This is a genomic window from Neobacillus cucumis (assembly GCF_002860255.1).
GTDB lineage: Bacteria > Bacillota > Bacilli > Bacillales > Cytobacillaceae > Neobacillus > Neobacillus cucumis_A.
Genome location: NZ_PGVE01000044.1, coordinates 64,391 through 89,320, shown reverse-complemented (window position 1 = coordinate 89,320; position 24,930 = coordinate 64,391). Strand labels below are relative to the sequence as shown.

Sequence of the window (24,930 nt, the reverse complement as noted above, 5' to 3'; positions counted from 1 at the left end):
TCCTTCTAATCGAAGAATCGCCTCTGTCAGTAAAAGATTACTACAATTCGTCAAACGCTTTTACCCGACTTAGCCTATGGGCAACAAGATAAATAAGAAAATAGATAGGAAAAGAGTAAAAGATACTCCAATTCACCTGAACATATATCCCTATCCATTTGAAAAGCGGTTCCCCTATGAAAGAGGTTAAACAGGAAAAAATTAATCCTTTTAGAATAGGGGAGGTCTTCGGTTTATATTGCACCATGAACATGATGGTCACAGGAAGTAAACAAAAATCCCACGGGATAAAAGAAGGCATTGAGGGAAGTACTTTACCTGTGTAATACCATAATCCATACATCGTTCCCCAAAAATCCAGCCATGAGGAAATGATTAAGACAAAAAAGCCTGCTAATAACAAACGAAAGGTGCTTTCCCTTTTCCTGAATTTAAACCATAATAGCCAGGGGATGACAGCAAGTGATAAAGATAATAAAAAGTCCCAGTGTAAAAATGTATCATGAAGCCAAAAATCGAAATACTTATGATGTATTTTTTTTAATTCTATGTAAAAATCACCAATTTGTTTGATCTTCTGGGGATCTTGCAAGGTTTTCATATCTTATTTCCTTTATAAAATTATACTTATTAATTTTTCCAAAACCTTTTGAATTATTCCTGCCAATCTTACTATACTTACTTACTGGAAAATAAGTGGAAAGATGACGTTATTCATGCTAGTGTGTTAAATATTACCCAATTGGGGTATTGTTAAAATGAAGCTATCAGAGGCTTACACATGAAGTAAAAAATGAATTGAGGGTATATGATGAATTTAAAAAAGCATCTATTCATCGCTTTTATCATAAGTCTGGTTTCTCTGTTGGGATTTACGGTAATGGCGATTCTTGTTAGTAAACATACCATTTTTACTTTCGATAGAACGATCATAGCTTATGTGCAGGGATTGGAAGCACCAAGGTTAACAGAAATCATGAAGATTTTTACGTTCATTGGCGGCACCTTGCCAGTTAGCGTGCTCTTTCTCTTGTCTATCATTTTCTTGTATGTGGTATTGAAACATCGTACAGAACTTATCTTATTTATTGCTGTTATGATAGGTGCCAATGTTCTTTTTGTCACATTAAAGCAATTGTTTCATCGAGCGCGGCCAGACTTACATCGATTAGCCCAGGCGAGCAATTATAGCTTCCCTAGTGGGCACGCGACCATGGCGTTTGCTTTATATGGTGTTCTAACCTTCTTACTTTGGCGGCATGTGTCCACCCGAATCGGGAGGACTATTTTAATCCTCTTAAGTGTTTTTATGATTCTTATGATTGGGATTAGCCGGATTTATCTGGGAGTTCATTATCCGAGTGACATCCTCGCTGGTTATTTTATTAGCGCCTTCTGGCTTACTTTTGCTATTGGGTTTTATCAAAGATATATGGAACGTCAGTATAAAAGGAAACAAGTTATGAATCAGTAAAAGGAATAGCTGTTCTATTAAGGCTATTCCTACCTATTTTAGTTTTTTGATCATAAAATAATCAATTAGTGCAAATACAAAAAAACCAATAAATGAATACGTATGTGTCCATTTATCCAGGGTAAACATCTCCCATTTTTCAAATAGATGTTCTAATATATAACCAAAAAATGCTGAAAGTAACAGGGAATATATCAAATAAGTTTTAAAATCTTTTGAGTATTGGTAAATAAACATAAAAGAAACAGGAATCACCGTAATATCAGCAGGAAGTAAAGGGGGGACCATTGGTAGTAATTTGTCCGGATACCCCCATAACATCAAGTCTGCCCCGATGACATCCGCTATCGAAGCTAGGACCGCCCATATTAAGCCATAGCTTAAGAGTTCAAACGATCTTTTTTTATCACGCAACTTCAACCAAATTAGCCACGGAATGGTTGCCGCTATAAGCAATAACCACCATCTCCAGGTGAAAAGGTCGTCGTGGAGCCAGTGCTGAATTGAGATATCCCTCAGAGCTTCTCTGGCTTTTTTAACTTCCTCAAATGTTGGATATTTCAATTGTGTCCACTCCTAAACCGAGATAGTTAAAATAAACTTTCCCTCTTTTTCATGGATTATTCTTAATGAATAAATTGATAGGATCCTTTGAAAACTCTTTTACCGTTAAATACGAAGGATGAACATGAGCAAGGCAGAAATCATCGCGAGGACACTGCTCACTCCAAAAGCGGTAAAAGCACCAAAGGATTGCCACAAAAATCCTGCCATCACACTTGCCGGCAAAACAGCGATGCCTGTTAATGCATTAAACGTACCCATGGCCAAACCTCGCTGTTCTTCGGGCACTAAATCTGCTACATAAGCCTTTTGAATTCCTTCCGTCGTAGCGTAGTACAATCCATAAATAAAGAATAAGATCCACATCCCCGTGACCGTATGTACCAGACCAAAGCCCAGATAAATGAGGGCAAACATAACGTAGCCTGTCATTAAAACAGGCCGGCGGCCAACACGGTCAGAAATCATGCCAAATGGAGTAGAAAAAATACTTGTTATGATGTTATAAGCAAAATAAGTCAGCGGGATATACGCTGGAGCCATACCGACATCTTTTGCCCGCAAGATCAGGAAGGCATCAGAGAAGTTTCCTATGGTAAAGAGCATTGTAATCAGTGTGAATAGGACAAAGCGGGAACTAAGTCCCTTAAAGCTGATCTTTGGCAGCCTTTTGCCTTCTGTTTTTACTGGATTCCTTTTATCTTTTAAAAAGAAGATCAGAAGCAGCGTTGCGATTAATCCAGGGATGGCCGATAACCAAAAGACAGACTGATAACTCCCATGCGATAAAAGGATGAAGTAGGTAACAAGTGGTCCAAGTGCCGCACCGAGTGTATCCATGGACCTTCTAAATCCGAAGGCTTTTCCACGTTCTTCTTTTGTCGTCGTATCGGCAAGAATCGCATCTCTTGGAGAAGTACGAATTCCTTTACCAAAACGGTCTGCAAACCGAATGAAGAGAACTTGACCCCAAGTCGATGATAAGGCGAAAAAAGGTTTAATCAGATTGGATAATCCATAACCTCCAACCATCAACCATTTTCTTTTGCCAAACCTGTCAGACATCCACCCAGAGAAAAACTTTAAAAGGCTCGCCGTGCTTTCTGCCATTCCCTCGATCATCCCAACCGTCCCTACTTGTACATGTAAAACAGAAGTTAAATATAGTGGCAGGATCGGAACGATCATCTGGCTGGAAAGGTCGGTCATCAGACTGACCATTCCAAGAACAAAAATCACTGAATTTAATCCGAAAAATTTCCTTTTTGAGTGTCTCTCAGGTTCCATAGTTCACCTCTATTCGAGTTTCATCTTTAATTAATAAGATATGTTTTTTTACGTTTCAATTAGCCCTGCCCAGCCCATTTTTAATCTAATTTTTATTTTTAGCCAATATAAGCCGGAACATTTCAAACAACCAGAAGTTAAAAAATATCCAAACCCCGCCATATACATATCCACCAACCACATCACTAGGAAGTGCAACGTTCGAAGCAATATTTACAATGGCTAGACCCGTTAATAATAGTAATAGGAATAAAACGCCAACGATGGACCAATAATTGTTTTTCGAATGACGGGCAAGTAAAAATAAACAGGTTCCATAGATAATGATGAAAATAGTTGAATGGATATCTGGGAAATTGGCGGAATGAAATTTCCCTACAAACCCCAAGGATTGAAAATAAGCGAATGCTTGGATGACCGAATCATGAAAAGGCGTGGCTCCTAAGATAGAAACTCCCAGTAAAAGGTATTCAAGCCCTCTATTTCGTCCCTTACACCAAATCCGGATCATCGTTACAGCAATAATCGACCCTAGTGCTATCGGGGATTGTACTACGATAAACAACCCTTTCATCCAGTTCAAATAAACGATAGATTGAACCAGATAGACAGCAATTTCATTAAACTTCGTAAACTCATCATATAGATAGTCTTGTGCCATTCCCAGCATCAAGGAGACCAAACCTATGAAAACGAAAGTAAGGATAATTAGAAAAATTTCCGCGGCTCTAATGGTCTTTAAGCGTTGGATCAATCGTTGTAACAATTGAATACTATATTCTTTGATTTGGGCTTTATAATACCGAAAGGCAAAAAAACCTATTAACAATACGGCTAAAATAATAATAAATACAATTAAATATTTACTAGCAGCCTGATGGAAGCTCTCCCATTTTGGCCCCAATACTTTCCCCAGCGTAATAAAACAAACGCCCCATAAAAACGCCCCTGTATAAGCAGGAATGAAAAATTTTCGAAAAGGCATTCTTGAAATGCCAGATATATAACCGGTAAAATGCCTGACTCCTGGTATGAAATAAGCAAACACAAGTAATTTACTGCCGGAACGATCAAACCAAGCGGCTGTTTTTTTATATCTTTCCGGCCCCATGTGAATATATTTTCCGTATTTTTCGATTAGCTTATAGCCTCCTGCTTTCCCAATCCAATAAGTTATGGTAATGCCCGCACCACCTGAAAGAAAGACGGTTAAAAGGGCTAAAATGTAATTCATTTTTCCCTCATATACAAAGTAACCGGCATAGCTCATTAAAAATTCACCTGAAATAGGCAGAGCCATAAGTTCTAAAAAGATTCCTATAAAAAGGATTAGATAACTGTGCTGTTCAAATAAAGTAATTAAATGTGACATATACATGCCTCCAACATTCATAGGAAAACAAAAATTTAGGATCTTCTATCTATAATGTAGCACGATTATGAAGTCGATTTTTCAGATTCATGAATTCTTAATCAAGTGTTAAGTGAAAAAATAAAAAAGCTATTCTTCCTTCCCTTTACCGAAAAGGTTAGTAGCTTTTTTCAGGTGGTTCATAGTTTTTTTACCCTTATGGGACTAACCATTAATATCGCAAGGAGTAAGGTAACCCATGCATTGCTATAGAAGAAGAATCCCATGCCCGCCAAAGGGAGTCCGGCAGCCGGAATCGGTAATCCTTTAAAATATCCAATAGTGGGTTTCACATTGAACCTGGCTAATCTTAGTGCTCCCATGATTGGAAAAAGGATAAAGGCCAATGAAGTTAAAATGGAGGGGGCTGCGATTGAATGAAATAAAAGGGCAGGGGCCACCCCAAAACTAACAATATCCGCCAGGGAATCTAATTGGACGCCCAATGCACTGTTTACTTTTAGTGATCTCGCAATCCTTCCGTCGAGAAGATCAAAAACAGCTGAAAGGAATATTAAAACAGAGGCAATTTCTATAAAGCCGCTCATATTAAAAGTAATCGAAAGAAGACCGCATAATAAATTCCCAATCGTGAATAAGTTAGGTATTGCTTTTACCACTCGATTAAACAAGTTCATCCCCCCTGACACAAGTGAATCCTTCGTTTAGCATTTTCTAATTTTTCTTCCGTTATGCTATGGATACCCATTTTTGTATACCCAATTTCCAATTTAATCAAATATTAATGATTTTTTAGGTGAATATACAGGTTTATTCATTACAATCAAATAGCCAAGTTTGATTGATGTACCATTTTTGAATTTATATAAAGAATTCCAGGGGAGGAAAAACAATGAAAAGGTTAGTAGAGGCAACCATGCAAAGAGCCATTCTGATGATTGTATGTGTTGTCATCATTTTGGCTTGGGGAGGTATTTCTGCCTACCAGATGCAAAGAGATTATTTGCCTGGTATCAACAATACAACCCTTACTGTTAGTATGAGGGTTCCAGGTTATCAGGCAGCACAAGTAAAACAGCAAGTAACCGATAATCTGGCAAGTGCGGTCAAAGTAGTCGATGGACTATCCAATGTGGAAAGCACTTCTTATGACGGCGGATTGTTTATGAGTTTGTATTTTCCTATGAATACAGATATGAAACAAGCAGAGGATCAGGTTAACAAAGCCTTGGCCAATGCCGACCTTCCGTCAACGATTACAAGCACGCCTTTCGTCACACGTTTAACCACTAGTTCATTCCCAATTTTGACTTATAGCGTGACAAGCTCCAAATTGGATGAACAAACATTAAGGTCCACTGCCACTCAGGAAATCGTGAAACAATTAAATTCTGTTCCTGGTGTAGCGGATGTGTCTGTATTTGGTGGAGCAAAAGATGGTTATGTATTAACGGTACGCATGAAAGATCTTGTGAAAAACGGATTGTCGTTAGACGATGTGAATAAATCCTTTGCTTTGGCCGTTCCTTCCATGCCACAAGGGAATATTGTCAACAATCAATTATCTATACCTGTATCATTTGAAGGTTTACCATTAACAGAGCAGCAAATGGAAAACGCAACAATAAAGAATAAGGAAGGAAAAGCCATTCCTGTTTCAGCGTTCGGTACGATTACACACTCTTTAAATGACTTTAAAACCGTCTCTAGAACCAACGGAGCACCAAGTGTAACATTGAATGTAATTAAGACACCTTCAGCCAATATTACAGATGTGGCGAACCAAGTAAAGGACCGTGTGGCACATCTGCACTTGGATACTGTAAACCCGAAAGATGTTTCATTCCAAGTGTTACTTGACCGTGAAAAAGAACTAAACAGCTCACTTTTCGGATTAGTTCGAGAAGGTTTGCTTGGTTGTTTATTCTCGATGATTTGTGTGTTCTTCTTTTTCCGAAATGTACGTTCTACCTTATTGATTGCCATTTCGCTTCCTATTTCATTGCTAGCAACAACGGCTTTCTTAAAATCAATGGGTATCACATTAAACATTTTAACCGTTTCAGGTTTGATTGTTGCGATGGGCCGGATTGTCGATGACTCCATTGTTATCTTGGACAATATGTATCGAAAGCGGGAGGAACAGAAGGAGAAACCGCTGCTTTCTATTCTCGCAAGTTCTGTTGTTGAAATGATTCCAGCCATTTTAGGTTCTACCTTAACAACGATTGCTGTTTATATTCCGATTGCGTTTGTTGGGGGAGTCATTAGTGCCTCCTATAGCGGGTTTGCGTGGTCGGTTGTTATTGCGCTGATCATTTCCTTCTTTGTAGCCATGCTCGTCATCCCTGCGCTGGCTTTTATGGGATGGAAGGGTGGAACCGGGGAAAAACAAACGGTCAAACTCGATACAAAAATGAAACCAATCCTGCAATCTGCTTTTAAACATAAGAAAGCGATGATTATTGGATCGATCTTAGTCTTCTTAGCGGCTGGTATTTATTCCGCTTTTCTTCCAGTAAGTTTATTACCTAGTGGAAAAATTGGACAAATTGCCATTAAAGCAGAATTGCCAAAAGGAAGCACATTGATTCAAGTAGATGCTGAAGTTCAAAAAATTGAAAAAACACTGAAAGAAAATCCAAAGGTTACTGCGTATTCATCCAATTTCGGGTCAACCATGACCCCTCAAAGTGATGATGTGTTTGACCAAGGCGGCGGCTATATCACGTATCCAAACGTCGCCAACCTATCTGTGGTGTTGAAAAATGATAAAGACGCTGATTCAGTTATTAAGCAGTTACAGCAGCAGCTTCCTGCTTTATCTAAAGATGTGACTTACACGGTAACTAGTCAGAACATTTCTGGTGATGATTCACAAATGCGTATCCTGTTTACAGGGTCAGACCAAGCAACACTCGATCAAGTTGCGCAAGAAGCCAGAACCAGCTTATCAAAAATTGCTAATCTAAGTGTCGATGGAAAAGTGGACTTAACCAACGGCTCGCCGAAGTACAAAGTGACCTTTGACCAAAAGGCGATCCAGGATAAAGGTATAAAGGTATCTGATATTCTAGCGGTTATTAATCGTTATATGTCTGCCTCTAAAGATGCAACCATAACAGTGGATCATAAAGCACTGCCTGTGGACCAATATTTAGATCAAATCGCAACAGGAGCCAACTCAAGCATTACGTTAAATGCAACAGCTGATGATGTGTTAGCCTCCCTGGCTGCTGAAACATTACCTGGAAGTAAGGGTGAAATGGTTCGATTTGATCAAATCGCTAAAATTTCGAAGGACAATACGTCTTCAACGATTAGCGAACGAGATGGACAGCCATTCTCCTTGGTGACAGCACAGATTACATCCAATGATATTAGTAAAGTATCAAGTCAAGCGGAGTCAGCACTCAGCGGGATGAAACTTCCTAAAGATGTAACGTATTCATTGGGTGGTATTACTCAACAAGTAAAAGATATGATTTTCGATATGTCTGTTGCCGTAGCGTTTTCTATCCTCTTAGTATTGGTTATTACTTCTTCCATTTTCAAAGGGTGGAGAGCACCATTGTCTGTTCTTTTAAGCATACCGCTAGCATTAAGCGGTGTGGTGATTGCGTTAATTTTATTCCATGGAGAATGGAATTTGGCTGCATTAATCGGTATTTTAATGCTTACCGGGATTGTCGTAACAAACGGGATCGTCTTAATTGATAAGATTGAAAGAAATCGAAGAGAAGGAATGCCTGTGAAAGAGGCCGTATTAAGCGGCAGTCTGTCAAGGATTCGACCAATTTTAATGACAGCAGCTGCAACTGTCCTTACGTTGCTGCCACTCGCTTTTTCACACAATGCCGATACGGTCATTTCTCAAACGCTTGGTATTGTTGTCATTGGCGGCATGGTTACATCCACCATTAACAGCTTTATTATCATCCCGATTATTTATGAGTGGCTGCATAAAAAGGCTGAAACGAAACACATGAATATGGCTAATCAAAGCAAGATTAGCTGATGTTAGACCTAAAAAACAAGGCATCTATAAAAAGGTGCCTTGTTTCATTTCAGGGCTTTTCGTGGTGATTTTGAATAGAGCCGATATTTTTTGATATTAAGCTTCTGTAAACATAGGGCTAGAACTTGAAAAAATTAGTTACTATCGATATACTTCCTAGAGACATAGAGATTTAGAGTATATTATTGGGGCAAAATAAATAGGTATCCATGAAGGGAAGAAGGAAAAGAATGCACGAAAATATTATCGCTTTTATTTTGGGAATTGTAGAAGGATTAACTGAATATTTGCCTGTATCTTCTACAGGGCATTTAATATTAGTTGGCAGCTTATTAGGGTTTACAGGCCAAAAGGCGAACACCTTTGAAGTCATTATCCAGCTTGGTTCGATGCTTGCTATCTTAGTATTATACTGGAAAAGATATCTATCACTTCTTAATTTCAGTACGATTGGAAAACCAGAAAAAAAATTAGATGCGATCCATATTATATTAGGGGTCATACCAGCTGCAATAGCAGGATTACTCCTTCACGACTTTATTAAAAATGTCCTTTTTTCACCTAAGGTAGTTGTTGTCAGTCTGATCGCTGGAGCAATCTTAATGATATTTGCAGAAAAAAAGCATGGAAAATTCATTTCGAACACAGTGGATGAATTGAGTTATAAACAAGCGTTAACCATTGGAATCTTTCAATGTTTAGCCGTCATCCCTGGCTTTTCACGTGCTGGATCCACTATATCAGGCGGACTGTTAGCTGGTGCCAATCATAAGACAGCTGCTGAATTTTCTTTTTTGGTCGCCCTTCCGATCATGGTGGGTGCCACAGGATTAGACTTCATTAAAAGTATGGATTTCTTACATGCAAGCGACATTCCCATGTTCGCTATCGGTTTTATCACAGCCTTTGTCGTAGCAATGGTCGTAGCCGTCATATTCCTTAAATTAATCCAAAAAATCGGCTTATCCATTTTTGCCTACTACCGAATCGTGTTGGCAGTCCTATTCACCATATTCGTTATCCTATAAAAAGCATGGAAGCATGGGGACGGTTCTCGTGCTTCGGAAGCAAGAGAACCGTCCCCATGTATAGCCTGTTCATTTGTGAACAGGTTTTTTTTATTAAAATTTTTTCTTATGGACAAATTATTAATAAAAAATTAGAAGGAGTTATCATTCATGACTTCGAGTAGCGTTCCAATTACGTCTGCAGAATTAGCCAATTTATGGCTGGCTTATCAAGAAAAAACTATGATTATTAGAATACTGGAGCATTTTATAGAACATGCAGGTGATACAGAAAAGCCTTTATTACAGGCACATTATCATGATTCGGCAAAAGCCATTGAACAGATGAAAGATATCCTTCAAAAAGAAGGAGCTGTCCTTCCCCTTGGATTTACGGAAAACGATGTAAATAAAGGGGCGCCAAAGCTGTATGATTTCTTGTTTGATATCATGTACCTGCATATGATGACAAAGGTGGAAATGAGCCTGTATGCACTTTTTACTGGCATGACTTATCGTAAAGATATTGAGGATTTTTTTATTGGTTTAACGGCAGAATCTCAAGCAATGAACAGCAGGTGCACTCAACACCTTTTAGAAAAGGGAGTTCTAGTGCGCCCTGCTTATGTATCAATGCCCAAAGAAGTACATTTTGTCGAAGATAAAAAGTATATGGGTGGATTCAATTTATTTAATGAAAAACGCTCCCTGAATACAATTGAAGTTTCATTAATCCATCACGCCATTGAAACAAACCTTGTAGGAATGCAATTAATGATTGGTTTTGCTCAGGTTGCCAACGATCAAGAGGTAAAAGACTATCTCGCTAAGGGTATGAAATTATCCAAAAAAATAGAAATCGAATTAGGTGAATTTTTACGCGAAAGTTTTATTGAACCCCCAGCGACTCATGCTGGTAAAGCAACCGCGTCCACTGTCGCCCCATTTTCGGATAAGATAATGATGTACAACACTAGTCTGTTAACTTCCTTCGGACTGGGAAGTAACGCCTTAGGTGGAGCATTTAGCCTGCGAATGGACTTGCCAGCAAAGATGACCCTTCTTTCAAAGGATATTTTTGCCTTTGCTAAAGACGGAGGAAAGATCCTGATCAAAAATGGCTGGATGGAAGAACCACCGCAGGTAGAGGATCGAACTCATTTAACGAAATAAATCATGGGGACGGTTCTCATGCTTCCGAATCATGAGAACCGTCCCCATGATTACGTGATTACGTGATTAAAGAAGGTGATTGTGATTCCAACTCAAAATCAGCCTAGAAGAGTGGTTACTCATATAAGTCCGATTTCGATCAATTATTTACATCTTCGGAAGCCATGGATTCCTGCTTGGTGGTCGGCTGCCTTTCCTGGTTATGGACATTTGATGCTATGCAAATATGTTACAGCTTATATCTTAATTGCTTGGGAGATCTTTATTAATACAAAATCCAGACTAAATACGGCGATTTTTTATTCCATGAATGGCCAGTTTCCAAAAGCTATGAAAGAACTCAATAAGGAATGGATCCTGCTATATGTGCCCGTATACCTATTTTGTATCTGGGATTGTTATAGGAGAACGGTGCAGTACAATCAAGAATATTTATTGGGTTTTCGGGAGAACGAGGAACAATCCATGATTTCTGTTAACATTTCCACCTGGGAATTAAATGTTTTAGATAAAAGGAAGCCTTACATAGCCTTAGTTTGGTCCTTGCTTTTTCCAGGGTTGGGGCATTTGTATTTAAACCGGCTACCATCGGTTATTTTTTGTACCATTTGGTTTGTGGTTATTATTCAATTTGGACATATTCTGCCGGCCATTCATTATACTTTTTATGGCCATTTTGCTGCGGCTAAAGCAGTATTGGATCCACAATGGCTTTTATATATTCCCTCGATTTACGTTTTTTTTGCTTATGATGCCTATATGAATGCAGTCGAATACAACAAATTGTACGAACGGGAACAAGCTAGGTATATAAAAAACAATTATCAAGATCGCTTTTTTAAAAAGCCAATATAAGGAGTTCTTGTATGTATATCGTTGCTACCTTTCAATATTCCAATCACTTGGAATTAGCGTTATCTGATATTGAACGGATGGGAGTTCCTAAGTATAAAATTTTAGCTGTACCACTAGATAAAAGAGTGGAAAAAGCGAGAATGTTTGATTCCATTCATCGCTCTGATGGAGTTAGTATTCTAGATGTCCCAGCTGTATGTGCAACCATTTTTATGCTGCTAGGTGTTATTTATGGATTCCAATTAGCATGGGGTCCGATCCTATGGGGAATAATTGGCTTAATCACCGGGATATTGATTGGGCTTTTTATTAAACTGTTCAATCGAACTCGGCAAGCACATGCACCAGCCTCTAAAAAGAAGGACCAAACAGAAGTGGTCTTAATGATTAACTGTAAAGAAGAGCAAGTAGAGAGAATCAACGACATTTTATGGGAACATAACGCATTTGGGATTGGCGAACTAAACAAAGGTTAATTTTCATTTGTACAAAGATTTTGTCAAGTGATCTCCGTGTATTGGCAATAGTTGCATGTTTTACGTTCCGAATGGAGTTGTTATAATGGTGGTTATGAACTACATAGGAGGATAGGATAATGACCACATTTGAAAAATTAAAACCTATTATTGCCGACCAGCTCGGTGTCGACATGGATTTGATCAAACCAGAAGCATCGTTCAAAGATGACTTAGAAGCTGATTCGCTTGATATGGTGGACCTGACGATGGAAATCGAAGATGAATTTGCCATCGAAATTAGTGACAAAGTTGCCGCAACGCTTCAAACAGTCGGTGATGTTGTAAACTATATTGAAAAAAGTCGTTAATAAATAGGGGAGGCGGATGGCCCGGCGCAGGCGGACACTTGAATATGGGTGGACGTATGGCAGAAGGCATCCGCTAAATTTATATACAGAAATACTATTATTCCCTCATCCATATCTTCCTCAATTTAAGAAAAATTACAGTTTAAGGATTTTTTTCATTACCTTTTGCAAATTGGCTGGATTCGTATCGTACGGGATCAATTTACTAAGATGCTCTTTCCTCTTCGTCCTTAAATTCCACGCTTTTTGCTGGTGTGCCTCCTCTAAAGGCGACGAGGAGAATAATAAAGATCAGTAAAATAAGGCTAACCATACCTTTGTCTATTCCCAGACCACCGTGGCTATGAGACGCTGCTAACCAATCCGAGAACGAGGCCCCTACTGGACGCGTCATGATATAGGCGAACCAGAAAGCAAAAATTTCATTAAGACCAAATAATCGGTAACCCAAAGCTGGAATAACAAGCAAGACAGTAAATAATAAACCTGAAGATAGGTAGCCTAAGTGCATGCTTGATGCGGTCATATCCCCTGCAGCGGTACCGAGTGCGAATGTTACCAGTACGGTGAGCCAGTAAAAGATCTCGCGGCGACGGGTGAAGATGCTGTGTACGGACAGAGTTTTTTCTTTGGAATACCAAGTTATGAGAACGACAGCGAGTGCCGCCATAAAGAAGATGGTTGAAGCAATGTAGGGAATGCCTAGTCCGACACGAACCACATCTGCAGCCATTGTGCCAAATATACTCACCATGATGACAACTAACCAGTAGACATGTGGTATATATCGGCGTACTTTGAACTGTAAAATCATTGCGGTTACAAAAATGAGAACACTTAGGGGTGCTGAAATAAGTGGATTTAGATTCTCGAATAAATAATCGGATGCCACCTCACCCATTCCAGTAGTCAGCAGCTTAGTAATCCAAAAGTAGAGTGTAATTTCCGGAACTTTAGCAAGCATTCCTTTTGCCTGATTCATGGTGTCCGATAAAGATTTGTTCATATTAAGACCTTCTTCCAATAATCTATAATGACAACTGAGCCATTTTTTTAATAGCTTTATCCTTTTGATTAGCACATGTCTTTCCAAATAAAATTAAATGGTTTGCATGTAAATTTTAAAGGAACCGCTATGTGCGATTCCTAAGATTTTTATTTATTTGCTCCGTTCAGGACACTAAGTGAATTATTTAGTGCAACTTTACACTTGCTGGCATCTGGATTAGCCGAACGAGCAGCTGCTAATACAATGTCAATCGAACCATCAATTTTAGTCCATGTAGTGCCGTCGATCTTTCTAAGCTTAGCTTCCGATGTGTCCCATTGATGTTCCAAATCATCCGCACTTGTTTTAACTGATCTAAAGTTCTTTGAGTTTACATTCGTTAGCATGTCATTTTCAATTTTAATAAATCCGGTTAATTGTCCACCTAATGAAGCTTGTGAAGAAATAGTTTGCGATGCTATAGTATTACTTCTCCACACATACCCTCCAATACCAACAATTAAGAAAATACACAGTGCCGCAATGGTTTGGGCCATAACATTTTTCTTGCTATCATTAGTTTGTTCTGTTTTTGGTGTTCCGCTTTTTGCATTGATATCCATTTTTGTAACAGCTAGAAAAACTATAATCGCTAAGATAGCTACAAGAAAAATGACACTAGTCACAGTTGTCCCCAACCCTAACCCGCCATTAACTTTTGGTTGAGAAAGGAAATCTCCTAATGACGCTCCTAGAGGACGTGTCAAAATATAGGCAATCCAAAATGCTAGTACACCATCAAGTTTCATTTTCCATGCTAAGAATATACAAGATATAATAATAATGACAGTTATTCCTGTATTAAGATAGCCAAGTCCTAGTTGTTCGGAATATAAGTCTCCGACTGCAGTTCCGAGTGCAAATGTGAAAAGAATGGTAAGCCAATAGAGTACTTCCCTTTTTGTTGTAAAGATCGTGTGTATAGAGAGAGTTTTTTCACTTAGATACCAAAATAGAAAAGTTAATCCTAGAAGTATGGAAAAAACTGCTGTGCTTATCTCAAGAGGTACCCCTATACCGTCTGTCAAATTATCTGTTACCAACGTTCCAAATACGCTTATTATCACAACAGTTGTCCAATAAATGCCTGGAACGTATTTCTTTGCTCTAAATTGAAGAAACAACACAATGAAAAACGCTATGGCCATAATGATTGTAGTGTTAGTTAATCCAAACCCAAGGTTGAAGTTAAGGAAATCGGCAAACGTTTCACCTACAGTTGTACATAAAATTTTAATGATCCAGAAGAAGATAGTTACTTCTGGTACCTTGCTAATCAATTGTTTTACGACTGGTTCCTGCAGTACCGTATTTTCATTAGCTGATAATTTTATTGACAAAAATTCATCTCCTTTTTGGTTAACCAATATTTTTAAGCTATATTTTCATCACCAAAATCAACTATAATATAATGATTTTAAGTTTTTATTAAGGATCGATTAAATCTATCTTAAGTGACTATTAATTTCTAAAAGATGCTGCGAATTTTATTACCCGTTCTAATGAAGAAGATGCGGTTATGAAAACAATCATGCAAATGTTATCGTTACAGGAAAAGAACAAAATATCATAAATACAACACCGTACCGATAGAAATAGCAAGGGTTTATACCCTTGCTATGTTTGCATTTAATTGCAAATTCTTCGGATTGCGAATGACAAAGTTTGCAAACCATTTCCGCCTTCTCCGTATCGATTTCGTGTAGGTAGGAGAATTCATAGGCGGAGAATTTCCTGCTAATGTATATTGGGGAAGCTTAAGAAGCGGAGATAAACGGAGATATTCCGGTTAACTGCTCTAAATAAGACAAAATCCAAAGATTTGGATCATATTAACGGAAAAACTCCTCTTATTTTTAAGGAAATATGGGTATTTCCCAATTTAGCCGGAATTTTACCGCTTATTTTTTTCACAGTGAACGGAACCCGTTCCTGTATTAGACCCTTTTCTAACAGCATCTTCCTGTATTACCGAACATGGAAATCCCTTGGCCATTTCCACTGCGGTCAAGAATAAGGTCTTCGATGTTCGGTTCAATAATAGGATCGATCGCTACTTTTATTTCATTTATTGTGACGATGATATCGTCTGCTTCCGGCTCATCCAGAGCCAGTCCAATTCTTGGCTGCCCTCAGCCAAAGCCATCAAAAAAGATACGAATGTTCTTAGCATTCTCTTCTTTGAACATTTTCTTAAATTCATCACGAGCTTCGTTAGTGATTTTCATGTTCCATTCCTCCTGTTGGTGTTTACTTCATTATTTTAATCCAAAATAATGTTTGATAATATATCTTATTAAGATAAAAGACAACATAAAGCGTTCGAAAATACATGAGGATAAGGAAGGGGAGGCGGTTGCACAAAAAGGGACTGTTCTTTTTGAACAGCCCTCTAACTTTATTTTCTAAGCACCTTTACTAGCATAACCAGCAGGACACCAAAACTAAGTAGTAAATAAAGCATCGCTCTTAAGATATTAATTGTTCATTGCACACACCTTTAAATCCTGTCAGAATGGACTAAAAGAATTCATTCCACGTTCTGGTGGATATTCTTCTAACTTCTCGGTAAGTTGTCTTTCATCTGCAGGAACCGCTCCAGATCTTTTTTCAAAATAAATAGCTATTCCACTAAGTATTACAACAGGTGTAAGTATATATAACCACATCATGAAAACACCTCCATACTAAACTATTTATACTATTATATTATACATTGTTTTACAATTATTGCTAATAGGAATAAAATAAATGCGGCTGATGATCGAGTAATCGTTTCCTAATCAGGTCTTTCTCCATTCCGACTGCAACATGGAATATTGGTACTCGTCTACCCACTGTCCTTTTGACATGTAGTTTTCCAACAAATGTCCTTCTCTCCGCATGCCAAGACGTTCAAGTAGACGGATGGACTTTTCGTTTCTCACATCCGTAAAAGCAATCACCTTGTGTTTTTGAAGATCGTGAAATACATAACTCAATAACGCTGTCACCGCTTCAGTGGCGTAGCCATTTCCCTGATGCTCTTCGGCAAGAGTGAAGCCAATTTCGACGATTCGAGGCTCATCTAACAGTGTGTGAAGAGCACAATCTCCTATTAATTGATTCGTCTCAGTTAAAGCAATCGCAAACTGAAACCAAGTGCCAGGCTGATTTGGCACACACTTTGATTGTTTTTCAACAAATACTTCCGCATCGTGATAGTGATAGTTCTCCCAAGATTGAAATCTAGCCACTTCAGGACTCGAGCGGTATAAATAAAAGGGATCAATATCTTGTTGTGAGAACTGTCTCAAAACCAGGCGATTTGACTGTACATATATATGTTCAGATTTTTCCACTTTGATACACTCTCCAGGTGAAGGATTTTACGAAAGTTATAAGGAGTACATTATTTAACTTACTGCACCGTAAGTAAAACTAATTCTATATTTATTCAATAGATTCCTTCCTAAACGAAGGTAGTCGAATAACAAAAAAGACCGCCGCAGCGATCTTCATTTTTATTCGTGAGTAAAACAAATTCTATGAAACTACTAATTTTTTACCTCACCTTTTAATTCCTTACGGAAGTTTCCAAGCGACATCATAGTCATTGCTTCCGCCATAGTACTGCCAAATTTCTGCCTTTTCGTTCGTCCCAGGGAAATTGAGCCAATCTGGATTGCTCGTTGTCAAATCCGAAGGGATGTCACCAGGGTAACAAGCAACCCAATAAGCCCCGGGAGTGTTTGGCGAGAAGGTCCCCATTGTGAGTTCCCAGTTCCAAGGAGACGAATAGGTACCAGGTTTTACACCTTGTCCATATTGATTTAAATAATTAACAAATGCGGTGTAAATGGTTTGGTTATTTGCATAATCATAGTCGTTCATACCAGTTAAAGCCGATTCTACATCAATAAAGATCACAGGTCTCACTTTCGAACCATAAACCCTTTTCATAGTTTCGTAGGTTGCTAATGCTAATTTTGCCTGCTGCACGCCCCATTCACTAGGAGAAGTCCCTAATGGCGCGGTCTGCATACCGGATAAAAACCAATAACCGTAAACATAGCTGGCATTCTGTGCTCTTGCACTACTAAAATAAATTCCACTGCCTGTGCTTGGATCAAATTGTACGGTGTCGCCATAACCTAACTTTCCTAGATAAAAATCTTCCCCTTGAGTATTTGGTAATGAAGAAGCGGAATCTGATCCAAATGCATATTCCGTTATAGCATCCGTTTGATTTAATTCTGCCAATGGCTCATTGGAAAAGATGGCTGAATTTTGATTAGCATGCTCTCTTGCTGTTTCGCTAGCATGTACACTTGCCTGTGATTTGACCATTTTGCTTTCACTCTTTTGTGAATTCTCAGCTTTTCCTTCGGCTTTAGGGTTAGCAGAAATTATCGTCTTAGCTGGAATCACTGATTTTACAGGAATCTCCGACTTTGCAGGAACCACCGAATTTACTGGGACCTCCGGCTTTACAGGAGCCGCCGTTTTAGCAGGAACCACTGGATTTACAGGTTCTGCAGGAGTTGCTTTTTTGCTGGTATGTATATTTTGAGAACTGTTTACTTGAATAGCTTTAACAGGTTCCGCTTTTGCTTTATCAAGTCCAGCAGCTGCAGTAAAATGGCCTCCTGAAAAAAGACCAAAAGACAATACTGTCGTTACTATGAAGGATTTTACAAGTTTCTTTGAATTAAGGTAATTTTTCATTCCAATTTGCTCCTTTTAATTATCGTTACATGTAGCTAAATAAGCAGTAAACGTTAAGAAAAAAGGAGCTCCCTTTGGCGGTGGTGAAGGTGGAGCATTGCTCCATTGATGACAGTACTTAGCCTGGCGGGAAGTATAGATTTGACTAAGGTTCAAACCAAAATATTCATCCCTGTCAAACAAATTTGCAGTAAAGCTTATTGTGCCTGTTCCTGAGCTGAGCTGCTCGTTTGATGGCCCTCCAGAAGATTGCGTTCGTTGTGAAGGGGGATTTAGGATCTCAATGTCCGCAGGCCCAGAATTCCTTCTATTCTTAGTTGGAGTTTTTTTCTCTTCAGCAATTAATGGCTTGTGTATCAAGTTCAAAGAACTACTCGTCTTTTTTGAAAGTGAGGGTTCAGTAACTTTTTGAATAGTTTCTGACCGAGTATGTAAACTTGGCGGCTGACTATTTGTTTTCGCCTTAGAATTAGATTGGTTTGAAGAGACGGACTTAGGAGCCTCGGGCAGCTTGTTCGCAACCGCCTTTGGCTTTGCTTGTACTGTTTGACTTGTTTGTCCGGTATCTTTCACCCTTGCGGCTGGTTCGGTAGATTTAACAGCCTGGATGTTCTTTTCTACAGTGGGCACAACCCTTTTCATACTCCTATTGGTCGTATTTGGTGACTTTGGAGCAGGTTTTTTTGGCAGGGTTTGCTTGGTATTAGAAGTCGTGACTGGTTTTTGAACCACTCGACTTTGACTATTATTTACTTTTTCAGGTGTAACGGGAACTGCCCTTTTTGATGCACTTGGATTTTCGGCTTTCTCTAAAACTGTAGTAGGTACTGCAGGGTTTTGAGATTCTGATTGACCGACGGCTCCTGGTTTTTCTGCCCATGCATTATTTGGCCAGAAAGCGGCTGCCCCTAAAAATACACCCATTAGAATAGCATGCCGGATATGCATTCTTTCACCTCCTTTCAAAAGAGAGTATTCTAACATCCATGGACAGCATTCGACATGGTTTTTCAATTTTTGTCGGTTGTTTGTTCCTTTTACATAGAAAGAGTTCTTTTAACCTAAACAGGATCTATAATGGGTGAGCCGAATTTCCTTGAACAGAGGAGATTTTACTTATAAAAATGAAAAAGAGCCGATGTTCAATTTTGAACACCGGCTAAAAAAAGCGAAAATATAGTGCAACCATATAATTAATGACAATAAAGAAGCAATAAATTTTTCCGATTACTATCAAACACCCTTTTTCTTTTCGTGTAAAAATTAAGTAGCCGATACATAAGATCAGTTGAATAATATAAAAAGGGGCTGCTGCAAGTCTTGAATATAGTTCTGGAAGGGGTGTTTCTATCCATTTGTTATCCACTTGAGTTTCTCTCCTAATTTAAGCTTTTATCTCATATTAGCACCGTTTTGGTTTTATATATTGTTAATTAGCTTTTCTTACTATTTTACTACTATTGTATTAATATTTCGTCACTTGCTCAATGCCTTGTTCTCCTAACTTGCTTTTTTAGTCCGCAGAAAAAAGCCGCCGGGATGTCATTTGGATAGATCAAAAATCTAATTCTATTTCCCATTTTATTTTATATCTAAGCATACTTTTTTCTCTTTAGAGGAAAAATAAGGTACGTATTTAACTAGAATTTGGTGGTAAGAGTGCAGATGAAAAATGGGATATCAGATTCTCTACATCACAACGTACAAATATTAACCTCAATTTTGGGGAAAAGCTCTGATTTTCAAGTAAGAGAAATTACCTTAACCAGTATAGATAAAAAAGCGGCCGTTCTATTCATTGATGGAATCGTGGACTCGAATGCTATTCAGCGATACGTAATAGAACCTTTGTTAACATACAACCTGCCACATTTTAAAACGGATGAGGAATTGCTTATTCTAATCGAATCCACTGTGATTCAGTCGAAAAAAATTACACGTGTGGAAGATGTAACCGTTGCTTCCAATGATTTGGTGGCCGGGAAAACCCTTTTGATTGTGGATGGAATAAATACGATTCTCTCAAGTGATACAACAAAATGGATTACTCGGAGCGTAGAAAGCCCAAAAGGACAACGGGTGGCAAAAGGTCCGGATGTCGGTTTCTCGGAAGATCTAGGCACGAACCTTTCTCTTGTAAGAAAAATCCTTAAGAACCCCAAGGTCAGAATTCATACGAAACAGTATGGAACAAATACCCATACCGACGTATCAGTTATGTATATCGATAACATCGTGGATAAGCAAATATTAGAAACCATCTTTGCACGCCTTGAAAAGTTACAGTTGGATGCAGTACTAGAGGCAAATTACATTGAGATGGTTCTAACGAAGGAATCTAAGTCTTTTTTTCCGCTTATGCTTAACACAGATAGACCTGATGTTGTCGCAGGTGAATTGCTGGAAGGAAAAATTGCCATATTTATTGACGGTTCACCTTATGTGCTAATCGCTCCTGCGGTTCTCATTCAATTTTTCCAAACACCTGAAGATTATTATATCGGGAAAACAGGTCTAATAAATCAGCGCCTTCTTCGTTGTTTTCTATATTTTATAGCTTTGTATATTCCGGGAATGTATGTAGCTTTTTTGACTTACCATGCAAATTTATTGCCAGTCAAACTGCTATTGGGATTTGTTTCCCAACGGGAGTTGGTACCATTTCCAACCTCGTTACAAGTAACTATTTTGATGATTGTGGTTATAGCCATAAACGAAAGTTCCAATCGCTTACAGCAAAATGTTTCTATTACGGTTTCCATCTTTGCGGGAATCGTATTGGGTCAGTCTGTTATTGAATCACAATTAGTTGAACCAGCGAGCTTAGTTGTCGTTTGTATTACGTATATTTTAGTCAGTGTTGTCCCCATTTACTCGATGAGAACAACTGCAGCAACCATTATCCTAGTTTTGATTAGTGGGGGGGCGGCACTCGGTTTTTACGGAATCGCATTAATGTCACTAATATTACTGCTTCATCTAAGTTCATTGAGAAGTTTTGGCGTCCCCTATTTATCTCCTTTCGCTCCAGTGGTAGCTCATGATTTAAAAGACAGCGCGATTCAATTATCACAGATAGAAATGACAAATGATGAGTCTCATTATATGAAGGAAGAAACGGTGGAAGAGACGGATGAAGCGTAAATTTTCGAAATCAAAAATTACTCTCTATCTGATTATAGGATTGGTTATTGCCAATATCGTCGGCAAATTTGTTCAGGACAGCATGTTGAATAAGATTTACATTATTTCCGCGATCGGGATTGATAAAAGTAAAAAAGGATACGTCACAACCTTACAAATCTATAATCCCGCCTCCAACACCAAAGAAGGTTCCTCAGAACAAGGTCAATATACGTACAGTGTGCAGAGCCGAACCATCCCTGAAGCCATCAACCTTATTCATAATCGGCTGCCACGGGCCATTTTCTTGGATGAAACAGAAGTGGCAGTTATCGGAGAATCATTAGCAAAATCAGAGGGGATTTCTCCTGTTGTCCAATACTTTATGCGCGAATCAAGTTTTCCTTCCAATATAAGATTTGTCCTATCAAAGGGAGTAAAACCAGATGAAATGCTTCGAATCTTTACGCCAGTTCAAAAGATTTCTGGAAGTAGATTTGAAGAGATGCTGAATCGAAAACGGGAGTCCTTGGGGGAACTTTCAAACATGACAGCAGACAAAATAATGGGAATGCTAAAGCAGAATAGGACGGAACTAACCATCCCTTATGTCACCATGAAGGGGAAACTCTCAAAGGGACTTTTAAAAGGAAATATCGAAAAAGCCACGCCAGATGTGATATTAGAGATGGGTGGTTTAGCCGTTTTCCAACATCAACGACTAGCCTACTGGCTTACCTCGGCGGAAAGTACCCTATATGCATTAACCAGAGTAAAGGTACAAGATACCACATTGGTAACGAAGTGTGGGAAACAGCCTGGCTATGTGACATGGAAAGACGTTCGAAGCAAACCTGATATTCATTTACAAGATCGTAAAGGAGTTCCTTCCTTTCTCCTTTTGGTTAAATTAAAAGGTAAATTGGCAGATGTGTCTTGCCAGAAGGACACGTCTACTGTCCAAGCTATTGCCCGATTGGAACACGATACAGAACATCAACTGCAAAACCAGATTAACCAGTTGATCGGAAAAACGCAAAATAAAAGGACGGATATCGCTGGATTTGCAGAAACTTTATATCGAAAACAACCTGAACGTTGGAGACGGATAAAAAATAATTGGGATTCTCTCTATTCGACCATCCCAATCCGGACAAAAGTGAGGGTTGATCTATTAGATACAGGAGACAGCTCATCGCAATAACCTGAACGAAGGGCACGGAAAGGACTGGACAGAATGATTGTCAGATTAGCGCCGATTGAATTACTTTCCTTAATGATTAACTTTTTGCTTGGAAGTGCTATTGTTGTAGGATGGAACTTTGAAACCAAACAAGATGTTTGGATAACGATCTTGTTGTCATTAGGCTTTGGAGTAGGGATTTTTTATTTTTATCTTTTCCTTCACTCGATAGGAAAGTGGGGGAATTTAATCCAAATATTAGAGCTTGGATTTGGGAGATGGATCTCCAAGCTCCTTGGACTCATTTATTGTTTATATTTTATATATATTGCAGGAAGAGTGTTAAAGGATTTCTCTTTTTTTATCGGTCAAGTGCTTTTTCATAACATCCCTTTTGGGGTTATTTCTTTCACGCTTCTTCTGGTGGTTTCGTATAGTTGTTATCTAGGGATAGAAGCTACTGCAAGAAGTTCTGTAATTTTATGTGTTTTTACGTGTGTGATTATTCTAATTCTGATGGTTTTTGGGTACCTATCTCCTTATTTTGAGTTCAGTCAATTAACCCCTGTATTTCGGACGAGCTTGAAGGATGTACTCTCGTCCGTTTTCCCAACCGGATTCACTGTGCCCTATGGAGAGCTTATTGTATTTACGATGTTATTTCCATATGCAAACGATAAAAAAGCCCTGCGAAAATACGCCTTTTTTTCTGTATGTATCACAGGAGTGCTCCTGCTTCTAGCTGGAGAAATGATCCTGGGGTTGTTAAATTCTGAAACAGTCAATATGTATGTTTTTCCGTTTGTGAAGGCTTTGGAACTGACCAGCTTATTAGAATTTCTGCCCCATATAGAAACTTTTGCAGTTATTCTCAACCTTATAGGCGGATTTGTAAAAATCACCATTTTTTTGTATGGCGGGCTAATGATTCTTGCCCATTTGTTTCCAAAGACAAAACCAAATGGACGAATTTTTATTTCAGCGATTCTTACCTTTATCTTTACATTTGTATTATCTAAAAACATTATCCAACACTTGTTCATCGGTTTGGATATTGTTCCATTATATCTGCATATTCCATTACAATTTATCATTCCGTTGATCTTGGTGATATGTTTGCTTATAAAGAAATATATAGTTAAATCATTATAAAATAATTCCGGTACTTCTGAATGATAAAGTGAAATAAGTCGATATTTATTTATCTGCCCCCATATGGATGGAAACAAATTGTAAAAACCCTGGTGAGGGAGGAAATTAAATGCAGAAAATAAGGTATTAAGACCTAAAAAATATGTCGAAAATAATTCATTTACAACTTTATACCTATGACTATATTATTAATTAGATGATAAATTCTAATTATTACTTTAGCAGGGGGAATTTTGGTGGTTAGGAAAAAAATACTAGTTGGTTTAGGTGGACTAGCTTTAAGTTTTAGTTTAGTAGGTTCTGCATTTGCTGCTCCAGCGAATCCTTCTACAGATAGTACTATTAATAAGCAATTGGCTGAAGTGAGAAACGCCACAACTAAGTACCATGATGTAAACGAAGCACTAAAGGACGGATTTGAACCTGAAGGTGAAAGTGTGTCAGTTCCTGGGTTAGGTACTATGGGGATCCATTATATTAACTATTCTCGAATGGGTGATGGGAAAGTCGAAGCAGACAAACCTGAATGCTTGCTCTATGTTCCTACTAAGGATGGAGGCGGCGTGAGACTTGTCGGGGTTGAGTATATCATTAGTGTTGATGAATGGGTAGCTGCCGGACATGCAGGTGATGGCACTGATAACCCAACAGTATTTGGTCAAGAATTTGAGGGACCAATGGATGGTCATGGACCTGGCGAACCAAGACACTTTGACAAGCATGTTTGGTTATGGGAAGCAAACCCTACTGGTATGTTTGCTCAATTCAATCCAATGATTAAATAAAACATACAAAAAGTGACGATTGTATTTCTATTAAGGGGAGAAGATAATGATGAATTTAGACCGAAACAACCAGCCTTCCTATTATGATGGCAGAAATGTAGACCAATTAGCAGCAAGAATTCGGGAAAATGAAACAAAGGGCCATACGGTAGTGGTAAAACCAGAAATTCCTGAGGGGAAAGTACAGCTCCGTTATCCGCACCCGCTAGAAGAACAATATATCTTTAATTAAATAAAAAAACATACATACACACGCTGATACACCGGCGTGTTTTTTTCTTTTTTGGAAGCATGGGGAAGCATGGGGACGGTTCTTATGCTTCCGTTTTGGAAGCAAGAGAACCGTCCCCCATGTT

24 protein-coding genes are annotated in these 24,930 nt (G+C 38.5%); 12 read left to right on the top strand and 12 right to left on the bottom strand.

The genetic code is table 11. The annotated features are described in order from the left end of the window. Positions 1–40: 40 nt before the first annotated feature. Positions 41–601: a CBO0543 family protein gene (locus tag CVD27_RS29080; RefSeq protein WP_101648225.1), complete on the bottom strand. Its 561-nt coding sequence runs from the start codon at positions 599–601 to the stop codon at positions 41–43. A gap of 210 nt (positions 602–811) precedes the next feature. Here CVD27_RS29080 and CVD27_RS12420 point away from each other — a divergent pair, with 210 nt between their 5' ends. Then, positions 812–1,474 carry a phosphatase PAP2 family protein gene (locus CVD27_RS12420; protein ID WP_101648224.1) on the top strand — a complete coding sequence of 221 codons (663 nt, stop codon included), beginning with the start codon at positions 812–814 and terminating at the stop codon, positions 1,472–1,474. A 33-nt stretch (positions 1,475–1,507) separates the two neighbouring features. On the opposite strand, the gene CVD27_RS12415 is transcribed toward CVD27_RS12420, so the two are convergent. From CVD27_RS12415 to pssA, 4 genes are all read right to left on the bottom strand, one after another. Next, on the bottom strand, positions 1,508–2,038 hold the full coding sequence (locus tag CVD27_RS12415) for a CBO0543 family protein (RefSeq protein WP_101648223.1): 531 nt from the start codon (positions 2,036–2,038) through the stop codon (positions 1,508–1,510). A 105-nt stretch (positions 2,039–2,143) separates the two neighbouring features. Further along, positions 2,144–3,277, bottom strand: a complete 1,134-nt coding sequence (locus CVD27_RS12410; protein ID WP_257984348.1) for an MFS transporter — start codon at positions 3,275–3,277, stop codon at positions 2,144–2,146. A gap of 133 nt (positions 3,278–3,410) precedes the next feature. Next, positions 3,411–4,697, bottom strand: a complete 1,287-nt coding sequence (locus tag CVD27_RS12405) for a DedA family protein (RefSeq protein WP_101648222.1) — start codon at positions 4,695–4,697, stop codon at positions 3,411–3,413. A gap of 179 nt (positions 4,698–4,876) precedes the next feature. Further along, a complete protein-coding gene (gene pssA / locus CVD27_RS12400; protein ID WP_101648221.1) occupies positions 4,877–5,368 on the bottom strand; it encodes a CDP-diacylglycerol--serine O-phosphatidyltransferase in 492 nt (163 codons plus the stop codon). Between the two features lie 221 nt (positions 5,369–5,589). On the opposite strand from pssA, the gene CVD27_RS12395 reads away from it, so the two are divergent. The 6 genes from CVD27_RS12395 to acpP all read left to right on the top strand — a co-directional run bounded on the left by CVD27_RS12395 (position 5,590) and on the right by acpP (position 12,576). Continuing rightward, positions 5,590–8,715 carry an efflux RND transporter permease subunit gene (locus CVD27_RS12395; protein WP_101648220.1) on the top strand — a complete coding sequence of 1,042 codons (3,126 nt, stop codon included), beginning with the start codon at positions 5,590–5,592 and terminating at the stop codon, positions 8,713–8,715. A 230-nt stretch (positions 8,716–8,945) separates the two neighbouring features. After that, positions 8,946–9,743, top strand: coding sequence for an undecaprenyl-diphosphate phosphatase (gene bacA, locus CVD27_RS12390; protein WP_101648219.1), 798 nt, complete (start codon positions 8,946–8,948; stop codon positions 9,741–9,743). Positions 9,744–9,893: 150 nt separating this feature from the next. Then, the gene (locus CVD27_RS12385; protein ID WP_101648218.1) at positions 9,894–10,895 is read left to right on the top strand and encodes a DUF3231 family protein; all 1,002 of its coding nucleotides are present in this window, start codon (positions 9,894–9,896) and stop codon (positions 10,893–10,895) included. An 81-nt stretch (positions 10,896–10,976) separates the two neighbouring features. Continuing rightward, positions 10,977–11,750 (top strand): hypothetical protein, encoded by a 774-nt coding sequence (locus CVD27_RS28495; protein ID WP_219621305.1) that lies wholly within the window; start codon positions 10,977–10,979, stop codon positions 11,748–11,750. Positions 11,751–11,761: 11 nt separating this feature from the next. Further along, positions 11,762–12,226, top strand: a complete 465-nt coding sequence (locus tag CVD27_RS28490) for a hypothetical protein (protein ID WP_219621304.1) — start codon at positions 11,762–11,764, stop codon at positions 12,224–12,226. 119 nt (positions 12,227–12,345) lie between these two features. Beyond that, positions 12,346–12,576, top strand: a complete 231-nt coding sequence (gene acpP / locus CVD27_RS12375; protein ID WP_101648217.1) for an acyl carrier protein — start codon at positions 12,346–12,348, stop codon at positions 12,574–12,576. Between the two features lie 205 nt (positions 12,577–12,781). Here the strand turns inward: acpP and CVD27_RS12370 are convergent, their stop codons facing one another. From CVD27_RS12370 to CVD27_RS12340, 7 genes are all read right to left on the bottom strand, one after another. Beyond that, positions 12,782–13,657: a COG4705 family protein gene (locus CVD27_RS12370; protein ID WP_257984347.1), complete on the bottom strand. Its 876-nt coding sequence runs from the start codon at positions 13,655–13,657 to the stop codon at positions 12,782–12,784. 74 nt (positions 13,658–13,731) lie between these two features. Further along, positions 13,732–14,964, bottom strand: coding sequence for a COG4705 family protein (locus tag CVD27_RS12365; protein ID WP_219621303.1), 1,233 nt, complete (start codon positions 14,962–14,964; stop codon positions 13,732–13,734). Between the two features lie 1,170 nt (positions 14,965–16,134). Further along, complete coding sequence (locus CVD27_RS28055) at positions 16,135–16,296, bottom strand: hypothetical protein (RefSeq protein ID WP_180960250.1); 162 nt, start codon at positions 16,294–16,296, stop codon at positions 16,135–16,137. 111 nt (positions 16,297–16,407) lie between these two features. Continuing rightward, entirely contained in the window at positions 16,408–16,965 is a 558-nt protein-coding gene (locus CVD27_RS12355; protein ID WP_101648215.1) for a GNAT family N-acetyltransferase, read from the bottom strand. Positions 16,966–17,188: 223 nt separating this feature from the next. After that, positions 17,189–18,331 (bottom strand): hypothetical protein, encoded by a 1,143-nt coding sequence (locus tag CVD27_RS12350; protein ID WP_101648214.1) that lies wholly within the window; start codon positions 18,329–18,331, stop codon positions 17,189–17,191. 15 nt (positions 18,332–18,346) lie between these two features. Beyond that, on the bottom strand, positions 18,347–19,279 hold the full coding sequence (locus CVD27_RS12345; RefSeq protein ID WP_101648213.1) for a hypothetical protein: 933 nt from the start codon (positions 19,277–19,279) through the stop codon (positions 18,347–18,349). A gap of 211 nt (positions 19,280–19,490) precedes the next feature. Further along, positions 19,491–19,697, bottom strand: a complete 207-nt coding sequence (locus tag CVD27_RS12340) for a hypothetical protein (RefSeq protein WP_101648212.1) — start codon at positions 19,695–19,697, stop codon at positions 19,491–19,493. A gap of 299 nt (positions 19,698–19,996) precedes the next feature. On the opposite strand from CVD27_RS12340, the gene CVD27_RS12335 reads away from it, so the two are divergent. The 5 genes from CVD27_RS12335 to CVD27_RS12315 all read left to right on the top strand — a co-directional run bounded on the left by CVD27_RS12335 (position 19,997) and on the right by CVD27_RS12315 (position 24,806). Beyond that, entirely contained in the window at positions 19,997–21,475 is a 1,479-nt protein-coding gene (locus CVD27_RS12335) for a spore germination protein (protein WP_101648211.1), read from the top strand. Beyond that, positions 21,465–22,658, top strand: a complete 1,194-nt coding sequence (locus tag CVD27_RS12330) for a Ger(x)C family spore germination protein (protein WP_101648210.1) — start codon at positions 21,465–21,467, stop codon at positions 22,656–22,658. Before CVD27_RS12335 ends, CVD27_RS12330 begins: the two co-directional genes overlap by 11 nt. A 33-nt stretch (positions 22,659–22,691) precedes the next feature. Then, positions 22,692–23,789, top strand: a complete 1,098-nt coding sequence (locus tag CVD27_RS12325) for a GerAB/ArcD/ProY family transporter (RefSeq protein ID WP_101648209.1) — start codon at positions 22,692–22,694, stop codon at positions 23,787–23,789. Positions 23,790–24,025: 236 nt separating this feature from the next. Further along, positions 24,026–24,574, top strand: a complete 549-nt coding sequence (locus CVD27_RS12320; protein WP_101648208.1) for a hypothetical protein — start codon at positions 24,026–24,028, stop codon at positions 24,572–24,574. Between the two features lie 49 nt (positions 24,575–24,623). After that, a complete protein-coding gene (locus CVD27_RS12315) occupies positions 24,624–24,806 on the top strand; it encodes a hypothetical protein (RefSeq protein ID WP_219621302.1) in 183 nt (60 codons plus the stop codon). Positions 24,807–24,930: the final 124 nt, after the last annotated feature.